This is a genomic window from Prevotella sp. TF12-30 (assembly GCF_003436715.1).
In the GTDB taxonomy this organism is placed as follows: Bacteria; Bacteroidota; Bacteroidia; order Bacteroidales; family Bacteroidaceae; genus Prevotella; species Prevotella copri_A.
On sequence record NZ_QSQJ01000027.1, the window covers coordinates 1 to 16,269 of the forward strand.

Below are 16,269 nucleotides of genomic sequence, written 5' to 3' on the forward strand. Positions count from 1 at the left end.
TCAATCAAAGTCCAATTTAGAGCGAGTTAGAATTATTAACGGGATTCGTATTCTGTGGCTGCTGAAATCGGGGCTTGTCACACCCTGTTTTTTGGTGGTTCCCTAAAAAAGCCGTACCTTTGCATCGTCAAAAGAAGAAAGGCTGCACTTTGTATATTGCTCTCTGGGCGTGACGAGCTGTATGTAACTTAAATGAGCATGCCAAAGTCGAAATGACTTTGGCATGCTTTTTTTGTTTTTATAATTTGATAATAGCTTGTTGCAAGTCTATGGATTCGGCACGGAGCGTGCCGTGACCTCGCAAGACGATGATGCACTTGCCGAAGAATGCCTTTCTCTTTGGATCGGTAAAACGCTCCAGGGAGGTCTGATTGCCGTTATCTGTGCCCAGAATCTCGGCGGTAGAAGAGAAATAGATCTCGTTCTCGGCATTCGGACAGAGATTGCCATCCTTATCTACTACATTTACTTCTACGAAGGTTGTAGGGGAGGATGGGGATTGCAAATCCCCAGGGAGAGAGGTCGAACCTTTTCTGACTGCGGATTGCAAATCCGCAGGAACGCCTGACGGGGTTGGAGTGCACGATTGCAAATCCGCAGGAACGCCTGACGGGGTTTGGACAGCGGATGCAAGGGTGTTCTGATAGGTCTTCTTCAAAACGAGATGATGAGGAGGACCGGCTGTCTTGATGGTCTGGGATGAAATCTCCCTGCCCTGCTTTCTCGCTACGACCTTTACTTCACCCGGCTCGAAAGTTACTCGCCACATTACGTGATACTCGGTGCTGCGATCAAAGGCGTCGGCATGGTCGCCGGCTTTTGCAGAAACAGCTTTGGCGCCAGCTTTTGCAGAAACGGCATGGGCGGCATCTTCATTTTCCTCTCCATGCACCTTCTTCTTCCGGATGCCCTGGCTCTTGCCATTGATGAACAGCTCTACCTCATCTGCCTGGTTGTAATAGCACCACATATCTATCTGCTGGCCTGGAAGCCAGTTCCAGTGAGGGAAGAGATGGAGAACAGGCTTCTTCGTCCATTCACTCTGATACATATAATAACTGTCCTTAGGAAGACCAGCCAGGTCGATGATGCCAAAATAACTGCTGCGTGCCGGATAGGCATACGGAGTCGGTTCGCCGATATAGTCGAAACCTGTCCAGATAAACTGTCCGCCCACGAAATCATTGTGCTTCACCACATCCCAGGTCTCCTCGTGCGTACTGCTCCAGGAGGCATGCATATTGTCATACGCCGAACACTTGAAGGATGGATCGGTATATGGCAGCCACCACTCCACCGGAGCCGTATAGATGCTGTCGCTCGGCATCCGGTAATAACCGCGCGTCTGGAGTGCCGAAACACTCTCGGAGAAGATGAACGGCTTGCCCGGGAAGTTCCTAGGAACATCCTTCGCCCACTGATGATGATAATTGAATCCGATGACATCGATGGCTCCACTCTTGAAGAGATGATTCTTAGGATCAGGCTCGTTGCATCCGGCTGTTACCGGACGGGCGCCCCACGGATCATACTTCTTCACGATATCAGCCAGATGACGGGTGAGAAGAGAGTTCACGCTCAGCTCATCGCTATGTGCCAGGGTAGAGGCATCATGCCCCGCATTCAGGATGAGATTCGCCTGCTCCAGACTCAGGGTATCGGCAGCGGCATCCGACCACTGTTCGAGCACCTCGTTGCCGATGCTCCACATGATGATGCAAGGATGATTCCTGTCGCGCTTCACCAGATCAGAGAGATCACGCTGATGCCATTCATCGAAGAAGCGGGCATAATCGCCATTCGACTTCTTGCGGCGCCACATGTCAAAGCTCTCGTCCATCACCATGATTCCCATGGAATCACACATATTCAGAAGTTCGGGAGCCGGAGGATTATGACTGCTTCGGATGGCATTTACACCCATATCCCTGAGGATGGTGAGCTTGCGATGAAGCGCATCCTCGTTGAGGGCGGCACCTAGACATCCGAAATCGTGATGCTCGCACACACCATTGATCTTCATATTCTCGCCATTGAGAAAGAAACCTTTCCGGGCATCAAACCTCACATCACGGAAGGCGGTCTGCGTAGTGGCGGTATCCACCACCTTGCCATTCACCACCAGTTCGCTCTTCACGGTATAGAGATAGCCCTTTCCGATAGACCAGAGATGAGGTTTCCTTACCTTGAGCTGCTGGCTCTGGGTGCCCTGGCTCCTTGCCACCACCTTGCCAGCCGCATCGTAGATGGTATTGCGGATGGATAGTTTCATCCTGCTGCCTTCGGCATGGAAATCCACCTTCACCTTGACATCACCCTTCGGCGTGGTAGCCACATACTGCCCCCACTGCGGGATGTATGCCTTCTTCAGAGTCTTGGTAAGCCAGACGTGGCGGTAGATGCCGCAGCCCGAATACCAGCGGCTGTTGGGCTGATCGCTGTTATCCACCTTCACGGCAATGACGTTATCACCCTTCTTATATATATAAGGTGTAAGATCGTACTCGAAGGTGCTGTAGCCGTAGGGACGGGTGCCGAGCTTGTGACCGTTGATATAGACGGTGGAGTTCATATACACGCCATCGAAGGTGATGGTGAAGCGGTCGTACTTCTCGTCTGGCGAAAGGGAGAAGTGCTTGCGATACCATCCGATGCCGCCCGGAAGAGCACCACCGCTGGCTCCCGAAGGATTCGATGGAGAGAAATCGCCCTCTATCGCCCAATCGTGAGGGAGATTCAGGCGGCGCCAATGCCCGTCGGCATACTCCGAATTCTGCATACTGGCACTATCAGCCAAAACTAAAAGCCAGTCTTTATCAAAAGACTGGCGATCGCGGGCGCTCAAAGACTGAGCGCCCAATAGTAGAATTGCTAAAGCAAATATCTTCTTCATATTATTTCAATTTTACAGTCATTGCCTGACCTGCATACTTCACTACCTTGCCCTTAGGCGACTTGGTGAGATTCACGCCCTGCTGCTTCTTCTGATCTACCAGGATGATGTTGAAGCGGCGCTTCTGGAGCATGCCGTCGAAACTACCCTTGCGGGCACCGATGGTTACCTGCTTCCGGGCATCATCATACTTGAAATCGATTACAGCATACTTGCCCTTCTCGTAGTTATAGTTCGTGCCCTCATCCTCGTACAAGGTATAAGAGCCATCCTTGCCGGCATAGACATAGAGGTCGATCAACTCCGGTTTCTTCTCATCACTCCACTGCATCTCAGGACCTATCGGAAGGATGGCGCCCTCTGGGATGAAGACAGGAATCTTATCGTATGGCGCATCGGCCACGATGGTCTGACCGCCTGCATGATATGCTCCGGTATAGAAATCGTACCAGCCCTTCTGCTTAGGCAGATAGACTTCGCGTGAATACTTCTGATACTCGCCCACCGGACAAGCCATCAGGGCAGAACCGAACATCCACTGGTCCTTGATGTCCAACACCTTCTCATCGCCATTGAAATCCATCACCAGTCCGCGCATCATCGTGTAATCCTTGAGATGCACCATACCCGCCATACTGTAGAGGTAAGGCATCAGGCGATAGCGGAGCTTGTCGTAGGCTACGATGGTCTTGTAGGCAGGATGATCGGCTGGTGCGATGTTCCAAACCTCACGCAACGGCCACTGACCGTGGGCACGATAGAGCGGAACGAAACAGCCAAACTGGTTCCACCGAGCCTGCAACTCTCTCCACTCCTTCAAATCGGCATTCTCCTTACCGGTCTTGTCAAACTCCTGCTGGGCTGCTACATAGCGGTTTTCCACACAGAAACCACCCTGGTCCATTCCCCAGAAAGGAAGACCTGCCATAGAATAGTTCAGTCCGGCAGTCATCTGCGCACGCATATCCTCCCAGCGGGTAGCGATGTCGCCCGACCAGGTAGCAGTGCTGTAGCGCTGTTCGCCAGCAAAGCCCGAACGGGTGAGGAGGAAGACGCGCTGGTTAGGGTTCACGCTGCGCTGACCATTGTAGATGGCGTCGGCATTCACGATGCTGTAGGCATTGAAATACTCGGTAGATGTGCCCAGGGCGGTAGGACCGGAGAGCGCCTTACGGTACCACATCGGGGTACAGTCACGAACGTTTGGTTCTGATGCATCCATCCACCAGGCATCGATACCGAACTTATACTTGGTATAGAGATTCTCATCCATCTGTCGCCAGAACATCTTTCTGGCTCCGGCATCGTAGGCATCATAGAAGGAGCCGCGGAAACCGAGCCAGTCGTGGATATCATCCTTGATAGCCTGGTGATACATCCACCCCTTGGCATCCAGTTCCTTGTAATTCTTCACGGTATCATAGAACTTCGGCCAAACCGAAATCATGAATCTTCCATGCAGGGCGTGCACGCTGTCGAGCATCGCCTGAGGGTTCGGATAGCGTGCCGCCTCAAACTCGTGGCTTCCCCATGAATCCAGCTTCCAGTAGTTCCAGTCCTGTACGATGTTATCCACCGGAATCTTCAGGTCGCGGAACTTCTTCATGTTCTCCTCGATATCCTTGCTGCTCTGATAGCGCTCGCGGCTCTGCCAGAAGCCGAGCACCCACTTAGGATATACCGGAGCCTTGCCGGTAAGGGTGCGATAGCCCGAGATTACCTCGTCCATATTCTTTCCGGCGATGAAGTAGTAATCCATATCCGGCGACATCTCGCTCCAGATGCTCAGCTGGTTCTTCTCAGCCTCAGAACGTGGGGCAGCCACACGGAGACCGCAGTAGGAAACATCGCCATCCGGCTGCCATTCGATGCGGATTGGGGTCTTCTTGCCCTTCTGAATGGCTGTCTCAAACTTATAGGAATTCGGATTCCAGGCGGTACGCCAGCGCTCAGGCACCACCAGCTTGCCGTCGATATAGATCTTCATATAGCCGGCATAGTAGAGGATAAACTGATAGAAGCTGTTGGTTGGCGCCTCTACATATCCCTCGTAAACCACCTTGGAGCCATTCAGCGCAAAGCCCTTAGGCAGGTTCTGGATGCCGCCCTTATCAGTCTTGTTGCAGATTTCTGAAGTCTCAGGCATGGCATATTCAAAGTAGATGCTGTCCTCGCCACGAACAATCTTCTGTCCGTTCTTAGCCACGTAGGTACCGGTGAGCTGTCCTTCCTTACCGTCCTTGTCGTAGAGTTTGAAGGCACGGTTCAGCTGGAGATAATCGCCCGGATTACCCCAGCGGCAATAAGAATACGAATCCCAGAGGATGCCGTAGTTCTTGTTGGAGATGACGAAAGGCACGCTCACCTTGGTGTTATACTGGAAGAGGTCTTCGTTCTTGCCCTTCATGTTGAGCTCTTCGCTCTGGTGCTGACCGAGACCATAGAAGGCTTCATTGTCTGGCGAATCGAAGAGGGCACGCCACGACCATCCGTGCTTCTGTGCCTCGGGTACCTTGGCGATATCCACACCGATTTCACGGTCGGGCACGGTGAAAGGCTTGAAGATCTTTCCTCCCTGTGCCACCTCTTTCAACAGAACCTGATTCTTGAGATCATAGAAGGTAATCTGTCCGGTAGCCTCGTTCAGCACGGCACGCATGGCAGCGGTGGTGATGATGAGGTCATCGCCCTGCTCCTCTACCTTGTAATTTGCCTTGCCCTTCTGAGGCACGATGATGAGACTCTGCTTGCTGCGGAAACTCTGCTCGGCAGTAGCCTGCACACGGATGATGCGGTCGCCTACCACCTGGAGGCGGATTTGCGACGGACCATAGTTCTGATGCTGTTTTAACTGTACGGTAAGATAGTTACCATTCTGGACAAAATCAGCTGCCTGGGCACCCATAGCGCCCAGAATCAATGCAGCCGTAACAAATAATGTCTTTGTTGGTTTCATTTAGTTTGTTTTTAGAGTTTATAAAATTGTTATAATAGTCTATTTCTTCACGAGATTCTTTTCCGAACTTTCACGTATCTTGAGAATCATCGGCACCACCTCCTTGTAGATTTTCTCATCGCCATTGATGCTCTTCATCAGAAGCTGGCAGGCTTTGGTGCCCTGCACGTGTGCCTGATCCATGATGGCGGAGAGGCGAGGGGTTACGAAGGCGGCTGTATCTCCATCGGTGAATCCGATGATAGCCACATCTTCCGGAATGCGCAGACCTTTCGACTTGATGGCATCGAAGGCTGCATAGGTGATGATATCATTGAAGGCGAGGATGGCATCAGGCGGATTCTCACCTTCCAGGAGCCGGAGCGTAGCTTTGCGCGCCACGTCGAAATCTATCTTGTCGCATACCACCAGGTCGCGGTCGATAGGGATGCGGTTCTCGCGGAGCGCTTCGAGATAACCGTGCTTGCGGCGGCGCACCATATCGAGATGGTTGGGACCGCCGATGAAAGCCACACGGCGCGAACCGGTTTCTATCATGTGCTGGGTGGCCTCCTGAGCCGCCACATCACCATTTCCCACCACCTGTGAGAACATGTCCTCCAGACAACAGCGGGCAAAGAATACCAGGGGCACCCCCATCTCGTGGAGCTGCTCGAAGTGAGAATAGTCGGTGGTGTCCTGCGCCAGACAGGCGATGATACCCTCTACATGCATATTGAGAAAGTTATCCAGAGCCTGCGCCTCGCGCTCATGGTCTTCATGACTGTTGGAACTGATAACGGAATAGCCCAACTTGGAGGCATAGTCTTCGATGCCATCGAGGACAGCGGCATAATAATGAGTCACGAGATTTGGGACGATGACACCAATCACCCTCGGAGCTTCCTTGCGGAGACTCTGGGCGAAGGGATTCGGGCGATAGTTCAGCTCCTTGGCGAGTTTCTTTACCTTTTGGGTCATCTCCTCTCCTACTTCATGGCTGTTTCGCAATGCTCTGGAAACGGTAGCTATACTGACACCAAGCTTATCTGCAAGGTCCTTTAATGACGTTCTACGCTGCTTCATGTATAATAAGTTAGTTATGTATGGTGCGATATTGCATCAAATTTACTGCAAAGATACTATTTTTATTCCGAATTGCAAACGTTTACGTGTGTTTTTTTAGCAAATATAGCACATATTTCTGAAAATACTTGTAATTTTGCAGCACGAAAAGTAATGAATAGTTGATAATAAGTTAGTTAGAAATGAAAAAGCTTCAGAATGTCGGGAGACAATCTGAAGCATTTTTTTTAAATATAATATTCCGCAGAATCTACCAGTCCGGCACGAAGTGCATACTTTGTTGCTTCGTGCACGTTGTTCACGCCGAGCTTTCTGAAGATATTCTTTCGGTGGGTATTCACGGTATGGAAACTGGAGAAACGCTTCTCGGCGATTTCCTTGGTTGTCATACCCAGGGCGATATCCTTGAGAATCTCGGTTTCGGTCTTGGTGAGATTCACTTTTTCTTCTGCTTCCTGCGGCGGAGTAAGGAGCACCTCCATCATTCGCTGGCAGACAAACCGCTTGCTATCTACGCAGAAGCGTATCGCCTCCTTGATTTCCGTCAGCGGACTCTCCTTCAGGAGCACGCTGAACATACTGCTGCTGGCGATGAGCACCCGTACGAAATCGGCACTCAGGTCTTCGCTGAACAGCAGCCATCGGGTATAGGGAAAGCGCTGGTTGAGGATGAGCAGTTCGGCGGAATCATTGATATCGAAAAGCGTGTAATCGAGTATCACCACCGTATCTTCGTTTTCCCGCAAGGCAAGCATCAGCTCTGTCTTGTCTTCCACATACTTGGTTTCCAATCCTTCCATTCTCTCTATCACGTATATCAGTCCGGCACGCGTGATATCCTGCTTATCTGCCAATAGAATCTTCATAAGCAAATCTCCTTCTTTTATGTTGTTATATACTCTTTTATGACCAAACTTTGATGAAGGGAGAACATAGCAAAAGGCTATATTCTCCCTGTTTTATCTTTCCTAGAATGACATGAGGAATCCCATTCGGATGCCCCACTTATCTACATTGGCATGATTCAGGTAGTTGATACGGCGCACATAATCGATTCCGAAGAACTTGAAAATGTTGTGCACACCGGCTACCACCTCCCAATATGGCGTATTGCCAAAGGTGTAGGAGTTGTTAGGGAACTTGAAGATCACGTCATCCGATGTATTCTTCACCGGATTGTTCTTGTCGGTGAGCTGTCCCCATACACCCTTCACGGCTACATACTCGCGCCACTTCAGCTTCTTGATGAGCGGAATGCGGTTGAGAAGCTTGCCGTTCATATCCCAGGCTACCGACCAGAAGAGCTGGCGGTCGCTCAGGAACTCCCAGTCTTTCATCATACTGATGGTTGCCTCCTGCTCGAAGATGGAGAGGTTGACTGGTGGCTGGACGAGCATGGTGAATGGAACCTTGTTCCACTGCATCTTGCCCACGATGTTGAAGTCCACATATCCGAAGCTGCCCAGCCACTGGCGCTTGTAGATGCCCAGCGTGGTGAGGTTGCTCTGATACTGACCGCCCATGAATCCGTCCAGACCCATGGAATGGCGGAGGGTGAGCTCAGGACTGTCGAGATTGATAGGCAATCGCTGCTGCTTGGTGTTGACATAGGTAACACCCGGGTTGTAGTCGATGCCCACAGATGCCTCGGTGGTGCGTATCTTCTTCACTTCCTCGCCCGTGTTCACCTTGAAATAATGCAGATTGCCCACGGTGCGGTTGCTCTGCCATCTCATTCCCGCATCGAAGCGGAGTCCCCAGTCGGTCTCATAGACGAAGCTGAACTTCTGCCGCTGATAGAGATACATCTGGTCCTGCGTAGCGGCACGGATGGTCATGAAGAAGTTATCCTTGTTGTGCAGCAGGTTGTCATCGGATGGAGAGGTGATATCGTGACCAATCTCGAAGACGAACTTGCGCATCGGGAACTCGAACGGACTGTTCTTTTTCTTGTTGAGCGAATAGGTGAAGAGATGACCGTAGTACCAGTTGTGGCTCTTCGTACCATAGGCGCCATATCCATCCCAGAAGAAATGAGGGTTGAGTGCCGCCATGGTGCGGGCTGCCAGACGCAGGCGCACGCCATCCACGTAGTTGTTGGAGAGGAAGGTGTTGATAGGTCCGAGGTCGAAGAGGCTCTTTCGGCCATCCTTTCCTCCGCTTCCTATCTCTACATAGTTCTCCATGAGCGCCTTGACGCCGAAGATGATGTACTTGAATCCCTTGGAATTCTCCATACGGTGGATGAAACTGTCCATCGAAGACTCACTCTTGGTGAGATCCACCTGCCGGTACTTGTTCCAGTAAGCCTCATCACGGTTCATCGCATCCATATCATGCCTTACCTTTGCCTTGCCCTTGAAGAGCATCTTCGGCAAAGGGTCGAAGGCGTAATCGGTGATTCGGGTGTTTCGCACCACCAGCAGGTCCTGCAGCAGCTTGTTCATGTGCATCTCTGCTATCATATCATCCTTGGTGAGCACCCACTCGCCATTGTCGAGCTTGGTATATTCCTGCTCAATCTTCATGTCCTTCACCCAGTTGACGGCTGAGTTGTGAGGCATATAGAGATTACATTTCTTGACGTGCAGGGTACTGTCGGCAAGCACATAGAGCTCGCCTCGGAATCCGAAGTCCTGACTGTTGGCTGGGATAAACTGCAGATGATAGCAGAGGTCGCGGTTCACATACACCGTATCTTCTATATAATAATGATAGAAGCTGATGGCTGTTCTGCCCAGCGGAGATGGGAACGGATACTGGAGCAGACGCACGTAGTCATCATAGATATCCACATCGGTAAAGACATCCTTGATGGCTGTATTCAGGATTTCTCCGGTCTGGATCACCTGTCCGATACCATTGCTCTGCTGACCCTTGATGATATCCTTTTCGCTCTTCGGGTCCTTGCGGTAAACGTGCTGCGAAACGGTCTCATCGATACTTACCGGCAGAGTGAGCTTGCCGTTGTAAGGCGAAAGCTCCACTTGGTCGAGGAGATACTGTCGCTTGCTGAAGAACTTGCCCTCCATCTGTTCCTTGGTGATATCATTGAGTGCGAGGGTGATCTTCTGATATTTATCATACTGATAATAATCATAGTTGCTGAGGTCGCTCTTCTTCTTGGCAGCGATGACACGTCGCATGAGTTCCACGGCAGGGTTATCCTTGCGCTTGTATCTTCCCTTCTTCGATTTCACCACGACTTCTCCCAGCTTGTGGGAATCGTCCTTGAGCTTGATTTCGAGGAAGCTGGTTTTCTCATCTACCTTGACCGTTGTGGTCTTGTAGCTCAGAGCACTGACGGTAAGCATCAGTCCCGGCTTCTTTTCGATGGTAAACTTACCTTCTCCATCACTGGAAACGGCAATCTTGTGTCCCTTGTACTGCACGCTTGCATACGATACGGCAAAGCCGTCATCGTCGATGACACGACCTGTTATCTTCTGCTGCGCCATCATCTGGAGTGTAGAAACCACCAGGAGGACGAGCACCAAATACAATTTTCTTATACCTTTCATTACCTTATTATATATATAGGGGCCTTGCGCCCATTATTAATCATTCTCTACTTTCAGGCTGCAAAGTTATAACATTATTCGTAAATAGCTGCAAAAACCTATTATATATTTCAGTTTTTTATGAGATTTTCAGAAATCCCTCCATCTCAGAGAGTTTCTTGATGATGCCATCGGGGATGGATTCATCCACCTTCTTCTCTTCCCACTGCAATCCCTTGATCCATAGGGTGTGGCAACCCAGTTTATGGGCAGGAATGATATCCTTGCCATAGGTATCGCCCACTACGAGCACCTGAGAGGCAGGAAGATCGAGGGCGCAGACTCCGAGGGCGAAGATGGCTGGGTTCGGCTTGCGCACCCCCACTACTGCCGATTCTATCACGTCCTCGAAATAGCCATCAATTCCTGCATCCTTCAATACCTGATTGATGTTGCCGTAGAAATTGGAAACCAGCACCATCGGATAACCCTTCTGCTTCAGATGCTCCAACACCTGCTTGTTTTCATTCAGAAGAGCAAGGGTCTTGGCATTGATATAGCGAGCCATATCCACAGCAATCTGCCGGATTTCTGAATCAGAAAGGGAGAGGAAAAGGCTTTCTGATGAAGCATCAGAATCTTTTCCGGGATTCCCTAGCTTCGCCTGTTTCTCAGAATCATCCTTTCCTGTCTCCAGCAATTCCTTTCCTGCCAGGAAATTCAATTCCAGGATCAGTTTTTCTCTGAGAATATCCTCAAAATGGAAATCGGGAGTCACGATGGGATTCACAGCTAGTGCTCGCTCACCATACACGTAGGCATCGCGAAACGCCCGCTTATGGATACTTACTCCTGGCTCTACTTCCTCGTCATCAGCCACACCGATACCGAAATGCTCGTAGCCCTGCCACAGCACTTCCGACCAGTGGTCGCCCCTGGTATCGAGCGTGCCACCATAATCAAAAATGATTCCTTTTATATCCAGTACTTTCATTATTTTCCTTTATTAATTGTTTGCTGCTGGCTCTTCTGATCAGCCTCGTATTCTTCCTGAATCTTCTTCAGGTCCTTGTTTCCCACCTTGATGAGCAGAATGCCGATGGCTATCCATACCAGCTCACGGATTCGGGTGATGAGACCGGTATATACGCCCAGGGCACCCGTAAGATGCAGGCCATCCACCGCCAAGGCAAGACCACCCTCTCGGGCTCCCAACTGCATAGGAGAGAAGAAGATGAGATTGCTGAAAAGCGATGAGAAGGCAAGAATCAGAATGCTGTCGGCGATGCTGATATCCGCCGCAAAAGCCTTCAGGATAAGATAAATCTCCAGGCTCTGGAGCACTCTCGCCATCACCTCGAAGAAGAGGGAACTGTAGAAAGTGCTCTTGTGCTGACCATGCAGCAGGGCTATCTGCGAATCTATCTGCTCCAGGGTCTCCTGCTTCTCCTGCTCAAACCGCTTAGCCCAGTTCTTCACGAAAGGAATATGGGTGAGCAGATGGATGCCCTTCTGCGCCATTCCCGTCTTGTAGCCGCGGGCGAAGAAGTAGATGCCGAGCAGGCAGAAGGCTGCGATGAAGCCCAGCATGATGCCCATAGGGACACCTATCGGATACAGGGCGATATAGAGAAATGTAGAAAGGAACCAGAACCAGAAATGGGAGAAGATGTGCATCATCACATAGAGAATGACCGATGATGTAGCCTTGCTCACACCCGTAAAAGGCTTCAGCTCCATAATGCGGTAAGGTTCACCGCCCATCAATCCGCAGGGAGTGGTGTAGTTCAGGGCGAATCCGCTCACGGTGAGCTTATATACTCGCCAGAACGAGAGTCCCTTCACCCTACCCTCGTCGTTGATGATGAGCCACCAGGAAACGGTGTTCACCCAATAAACCACGAGCCACAGACCGAGAATCAGCGGGAAATAGATGCCCGCCTGCTTCAGATAGCGCCAGATATCGGTATAGTCCATATCCATCGTGCAGAGCATGATGATGATGGCGATGATACCGAACGCCATGAATATATTTCTGAACTTGTTATTCATAAATGAACTTGTTATTCACAAAAGTATTTGTTATTCCAAAAATAAGACGTTTATGCCTCATACTCTCCCTTCAGGACCTTCTGGTTGAGCTTCAGACAAAGACGCTCGTGGGTTCCTCTCATATAGAAGAAAATCAGACTGAACACGGTAATCTCGATAGCCGGATAAAGCCATGGAAGACCTATCAGTATAGAGATGAACAGCGTGATGCTGCGCCAGTTGAAGGTAAGGATATTGGCATATTTCATCAGTGGAAGACTGCCCGCACGGAAGTCGGCACGCAACTGCTCAGGCAACTGCTGCGGATATCTTTCGCGCAGATTTCTCTTGAATATCTGGAAGATAGGAGTATCCCGCTCCTGTCCCAAGGTATAGTTCTTGTAGAAGAACTGGAAGAGTTTCTGCACTGGCTCCTTCTTCCATTTCATCTGCTTCCACAGCTCTACCTGCTTGCTGGCATCGTCCAGTTCGCTTCCCTCCTTGCCTTTCAGGAAGAAGAGGTGAATCTGACGGTAGTAATCGGCAAGACGGCTCTGAATGGCATGGCATCCGAAACCGGCAACAATGCAGAGTGCCCAGATTTTCCAGCCCCACTCCGGCATCAGACGGAAGGAGATGGCGAAGTAGATGCTGACAAACCAGAAGTCGCCAGCTGCGCCATCCAGGATTCTGCCCAGGGCACTCTTCTGGTTGGTGAGTCGTGCCAGCTGACCGTCGCAGCTATCATATACGTTTGCCCAAATGAGCAAGAAGATGCCCAAGATGTTGATTGCCAGATCGTCGAAATAGAAGCAGATGCCCGCTCCTACGCCGAGGAAAATGGAAAGAATGGTCACCACGTTTGGGGTGACGTGAAGCATGCGGAAGAATCGCGCCCACTGGTAACCAATGGGGCGATAGAAGTAAATATCAATGTGCTCCTCGGTATCCGCTGATTTCAGAGAAGCCTTAAATTCCTGATTCATCTTTTTTTATTTTTTTGTTATTCCTGTATCATTTTTGTTGCTATATAGAACGCAGCCTCATCACGGCATGGCGCAAAGCTAGGCCAGTCGTTGAAGTCGATGATGCGGATGCTGCCATCCTCGCTGACCACACAGTCGCCGCCATATACCGGCACATTCAGCATGTCGGCAGCCTTGTCAGCCTCAGCCTTCAGAGCCTCGGCATCGAAGGCGATGCCCTGAGCCTCGCCATTGATCACCTCCAGTCCGAACTTGGAACGATGACCGCATTTCGATGGATAGAACCAATAGAAGAAATCGGTACCCGATACGCCGTAGAACTTGATGAGGTCGCCCTTCAGGTGCTCGTTCACCACCACCGACGTGATGCCACGCAACCAGAATTCCTTCAGCAGCGCCTCAGCCTCCTGCTCGTTCTGCACATAGCAGGTATCCTCCTTCTGCTGCGCACAGCCGTCGCCACGCTTCAGCCAGCAAGGATAGTGGATATCCTTCACCATCTCTCCGTTTCTGCCGATGATGCGGCTCTCGGGAGTAGCGATGCCTCCGGCGATGAAACGCTCGGTCATGATGCGGCGGATGCAGCGGTTTACACCCAGACTGGAGTTCACCACCAATACGCCTTCCTCCTCTATTCTGCCGAGAATATCGAGTGCCTGCTTGCTGCGTGCCATCGAGAAGAAGCCATCCACGCCCACTGTCACACGGCAGCGAGGCCATCCGTAGGCTCTCTCCAACACAGTTGCCTTGCGGCAGAATTCCTTCTCGCACATCAGCATCACCTGCGCACCGAGTGCCTCCAGCTGCTGTTTTACGGCATTCATGATGGCAGCATCGTTATCCACGCAATTAGGCGAGAACTCGTTGCCGCGGCATACCCCCACCAGGGTCTTACCCTCCAGCGGATGGATGAAAGCCTCGGCCTTCGCAATATCCTCCTTGTGATCTACATCCAGAATCTTGTTGATAGGATAAGCCTCCAGCTTCAATCCCTCTACCACCAGCTGGCGCTGGAAGTTGCGCATACGGCTCATACCTTGCTCCATGCAGTGGTCGAGCACATCGAGCGCCTTGTCGCCCAGACAGTAGATGCCACCCGAAATCAGATGGTCATCGCCCTCCTGCTTGTCGTGGAAGCCCGTAATTCGTGGTTTCTTGTGCGAGCCCTGCTTGTCGAGCAGACTGGCACCCTCGGCATCCTCCTGCTTCTCCACACCAACCCACAGCGGTTTTTCATCATCCACGTATGGGGTGACAGCCATGCAGCCGTCAATATCCTTTGCCTCCTGGAAGTGGCGGATATACTTCTTGAATTCCTCCTCACGGAAGATGGTATCCACGGTGGTAAGGCAGAAGCGCTCGCCACGGAGATATGGCGAGAGGGCATGCAGACTGTGCATGGAACTAGGAGTGGTCTTCACCACCAGGCGCAGAGGCACCGGCAGCTTCATCTGCTCCAGATGTTCACGCACCGCCGTGCTCCATTCGTTGACAATCACTACGATTTCGGTAGCACCGCAATCTACGAAGATGCGTAGAAGGCGCTCTATCATCGGTTCGCCGCATACCGGCACCAGGGGTTTAGGCTGTTCCACGCCTTCCTGTGCCAATCGGCTTCCCTCGCCTGCGGCTATAACTGCAAATCTCATTCTATTTCTAATTATTTTATTTTTCTTCAAATTTCTATAACTTTCTTCTGTAGCAGCGGCGGCGACGGTGCTGCACGCTTTCCAGATACTGCCACTGGCTCTGCACACCCTTGTTGCTCTCCATCTGCGGCATCGCCTCCGCCCATTTGAAACCGTAGCGGTGGTACTGCTCGATGAGGTCGGCGAAGATGAGGGCATTGGCACCCTTGCTGCGGTATTCCGGCAACACACCGATGAGCACCAGATCCACGGTATCGGTGGCGTGGCACTTCATCACCCGCAGAAGCCGAAGCCATCCCCAAGGGAAGAGCTTGCCGTTGCGGTTCTTCTGCAGCGCCTCGGTCATGGATGGGAAGGATACGCCGAAACCGATCAGGCGGTTGTTGTCGTTGCCATCTACCACACCGGTGATGAGGTTCATATCCGCCATCTTGATATACGAATCCACATACCCGTCGATCTGTCGGTCGGTGAGTTGCTGGAAATCGTAGAGATCCTTGTAGGTTTCGTTGACGATGCGGAAGACTTCCCTGCCCATGCCGCCCTGAACCAGTTCGTGCTTGGTAAACTTATGCACGTGCAGATTGTAGCGGCTCTCGATGAGCTGGGCTGTCTTGGCAAATTTCGGAGGGGTTACCTCAGGCACCTTGATGCGGTACTCCAGCCAGTCGTTGTCCTTCTGGAAGAGCTCCAGAGCATCCATGTGCTTGGGATAATAAGGGTAATTGTAGTTGACGTACATGGTGGATTTCTCGTGGAATCCTTCGATGAGCATTCCTTCACGGTCCATATCGGTAAAGCCAAGTGGCCCTACCAATTCTTCCATGCCACGCTCTCTGCCCCAGTGGGCTGCGGCATCCAGCAGCATACCGGAAACCTCGAGATTATCGATGAAGTCGAACCATCCGAAGCGCACCTGCTTCTTGTTCCACTGGTCGTTGGCACAATGGTTGATGATGGCGGCAATGCGGCCTACCACCTTCGGGATGCTGTAATCGATAGCCAGGAAATATTGCGCTTCGCAGAAATCGAAGGCAGGGTTCTTGTCTTTGCTCAATGTATTCCACTCGTCAAAACGCAAGTAAGGAACGGCATATTTGCTACCTTCATAAAGGTCGTAATAGAACTGTATGAAAGTTCTCAATCCTTTCTTGGTAGTAACGGGTATGATTCTAATATCACTCATTGA

General features: G+C 51.2%; 10 protein-coding genes. All 10 read right to left on the reverse strand.

Going from position 1 to position 16,269, the window contains the following annotated elements; all coding sequences use genetic code 11:
* Window positions 1–238: 238 nt before the first annotated feature.
* The gene (locus DXD25_RS10635; protein WP_233522279.1) at window positions 239–2,893 is read right to left on the reverse strand and encodes a glycoside hydrolase family 2 TIM barrel-domain containing protein; all 2,655 of its coding nucleotides are present in this window, start codon (window positions 2,891–2,893) and stop codon (window positions 239–241) included.
* 1 nt (window position 2,894) lies between these two features.
* Window positions 2,895–5,849, reverse strand: coding sequence for a TIM-barrel domain-containing protein (locus tag DXD25_RS10640; protein ID WP_117663482.1), 2,955 nt, complete (start codon window positions 5,847–5,849; stop codon window positions 2,895–2,897).
* A 39-nt stretch (window positions 5,850–5,888) separates the two neighbouring features.
* Complete coding sequence (locus tag DXD25_RS10645; protein ID WP_117663483.1) at window positions 5,889–6,914, reverse strand: LacI family DNA-binding transcriptional regulator; 1,026 nt, start codon at window positions 6,912–6,914, stop codon at window positions 5,889–5,891.
* Window positions 6,915–7,141: 227 nt separating this feature from the next.
* Window positions 7,142–7,780 (reverse strand): response regulator transcription factor, encoded by a 639-nt coding sequence (locus tag DXD25_RS10650; protein WP_117663484.1) that lies wholly within the window; start codon window positions 7,778–7,780, stop codon window positions 7,142–7,144.
* Window positions 7,781–7,882: 102 nt separating this feature from the next.
* Window positions 7,883–10,435 carry a DUF5686 and carboxypeptidase-like regulatory domain-containing protein gene (locus DXD25_RS10655; protein WP_187360471.1) on the reverse strand — a complete coding sequence of 851 codons (2,553 nt, stop codon included), beginning with the start codon at window positions 10,433–10,435 and terminating at the stop codon, window positions 7,883–7,885.
* Window positions 10,436–10,553: 118 nt separating this feature from the next.
* Window positions 10,554–11,408, reverse strand: a complete 855-nt coding sequence (locus tag DXD25_RS10660) for an HAD family hydrolase (RefSeq protein WP_233522280.1) — start codon at window positions 11,406–11,408, stop codon at window positions 10,554–10,556.
* Window positions 11,408–12,466, reverse strand: coding sequence for a lysylphosphatidylglycerol synthase transmembrane domain-containing protein (locus DXD25_RS10665; RefSeq protein ID WP_117663486.1), 1,059 nt, complete (start codon window positions 12,464–12,466; stop codon window positions 11,408–11,410). Before DXD25_RS10665 ends, DXD25_RS10660 begins: the two co-directional genes overlap by 1 nt.
* 50 nt (window positions 12,467–12,516) lie before the next feature.
* Window positions 12,517–13,431 carry a CDP-alcohol phosphatidyltransferase family protein gene (locus DXD25_RS10670; RefSeq protein ID WP_089544902.1) on the reverse strand — a complete coding sequence of 305 codons (915 nt, stop codon included), beginning with the start codon at window positions 13,429–13,431 and terminating at the stop codon, window positions 12,517–12,519.
* 17 nt (window positions 13,432–13,448) lie between these two features.
* Window positions 13,449–15,080 (reverse strand): NTP transferase domain-containing protein, encoded by a 1,632-nt coding sequence (locus tag DXD25_RS10675; protein WP_117663487.1) that lies wholly within the window; start codon window positions 15,078–15,080, stop codon window positions 13,449–13,451.
* Window positions 15,081–15,114: 34 nt separating this feature from the next.
* Window positions 15,115–16,266, reverse strand: a complete 1,152-nt coding sequence (locus DXD25_RS10680; RefSeq protein ID WP_117663488.1) for an N-acetyltransferase — start codon at window positions 16,264–16,266, stop codon at window positions 15,115–15,117.
* Between the last annotated feature and the right edge of the window lie 3 nt (window positions 16,267–16,269).

Coding starts and splice junctions, on each gene's coding strand:
- DXD25_RS10635 (WP_233522279.1), bottom strand. CDS start 2,893: ATGAAGAAGATATTTGCTTTAGCAATTCTACTATTGGGCGCTCAGTCT.
- DXD25_RS10640 (WP_117663482.1), bottom strand. CDS start 5,849: ATGAAACCAACAAAGACATTATTTGTTACGGCTGCATTGATTCTGGGC.
- DXD25_RS10645 (WP_117663483.1), bottom strand. CDS start 6,914: ATGAAGCAGCGTAGAACGTCATTAAAGGACCTTGCAGATAAGCTTGGT.
- DXD25_RS10650 (WP_117663484.1), bottom strand. CDS start 7,780: ATGAAGATTCTATTGGCAGATAAGCAGGATATCACGCGTGCCGGACTG.
- DXD25_RS10655 (WP_187360471.1), bottom strand. CDS start 10,435: ATGAAAGGTATAAGAAAATTGTATTTGGTGCTCGTCCTCCTGGTGGTT.
- DXD25_RS10660 (WP_233522280.1), bottom strand. CDS start 11,408: ATGAAAGTACTGGATATAAAAGGAATCATTTTTGATTATGGTGGCACG.
- DXD25_RS10665 (WP_117663486.1), bottom strand. CDS start 12,466: ATGAATAACAAGTTCAGAAATATATTCATGGCGTTCGGTATCATCGCC.
- DXD25_RS10670 (WP_089544902.1), bottom strand. CDS start 13,431: ATGAATCAGGAATTTAAGGCTTCTCTGAAATCAGCGGATACCGAGGAG.
- DXD25_RS10675 (WP_117663487.1), bottom strand. CDS start 15,080: ATGAGATTTGCAGTTATAGCCGCAGGCGAGGGAAGCCGATTGGCACAG.
- DXD25_RS10680 (WP_117663488.1), bottom strand. CDS start 16,266: ATGAGTGATATTAGAATCATACCCGTTACTACCAAGAAAGGATTGAGA.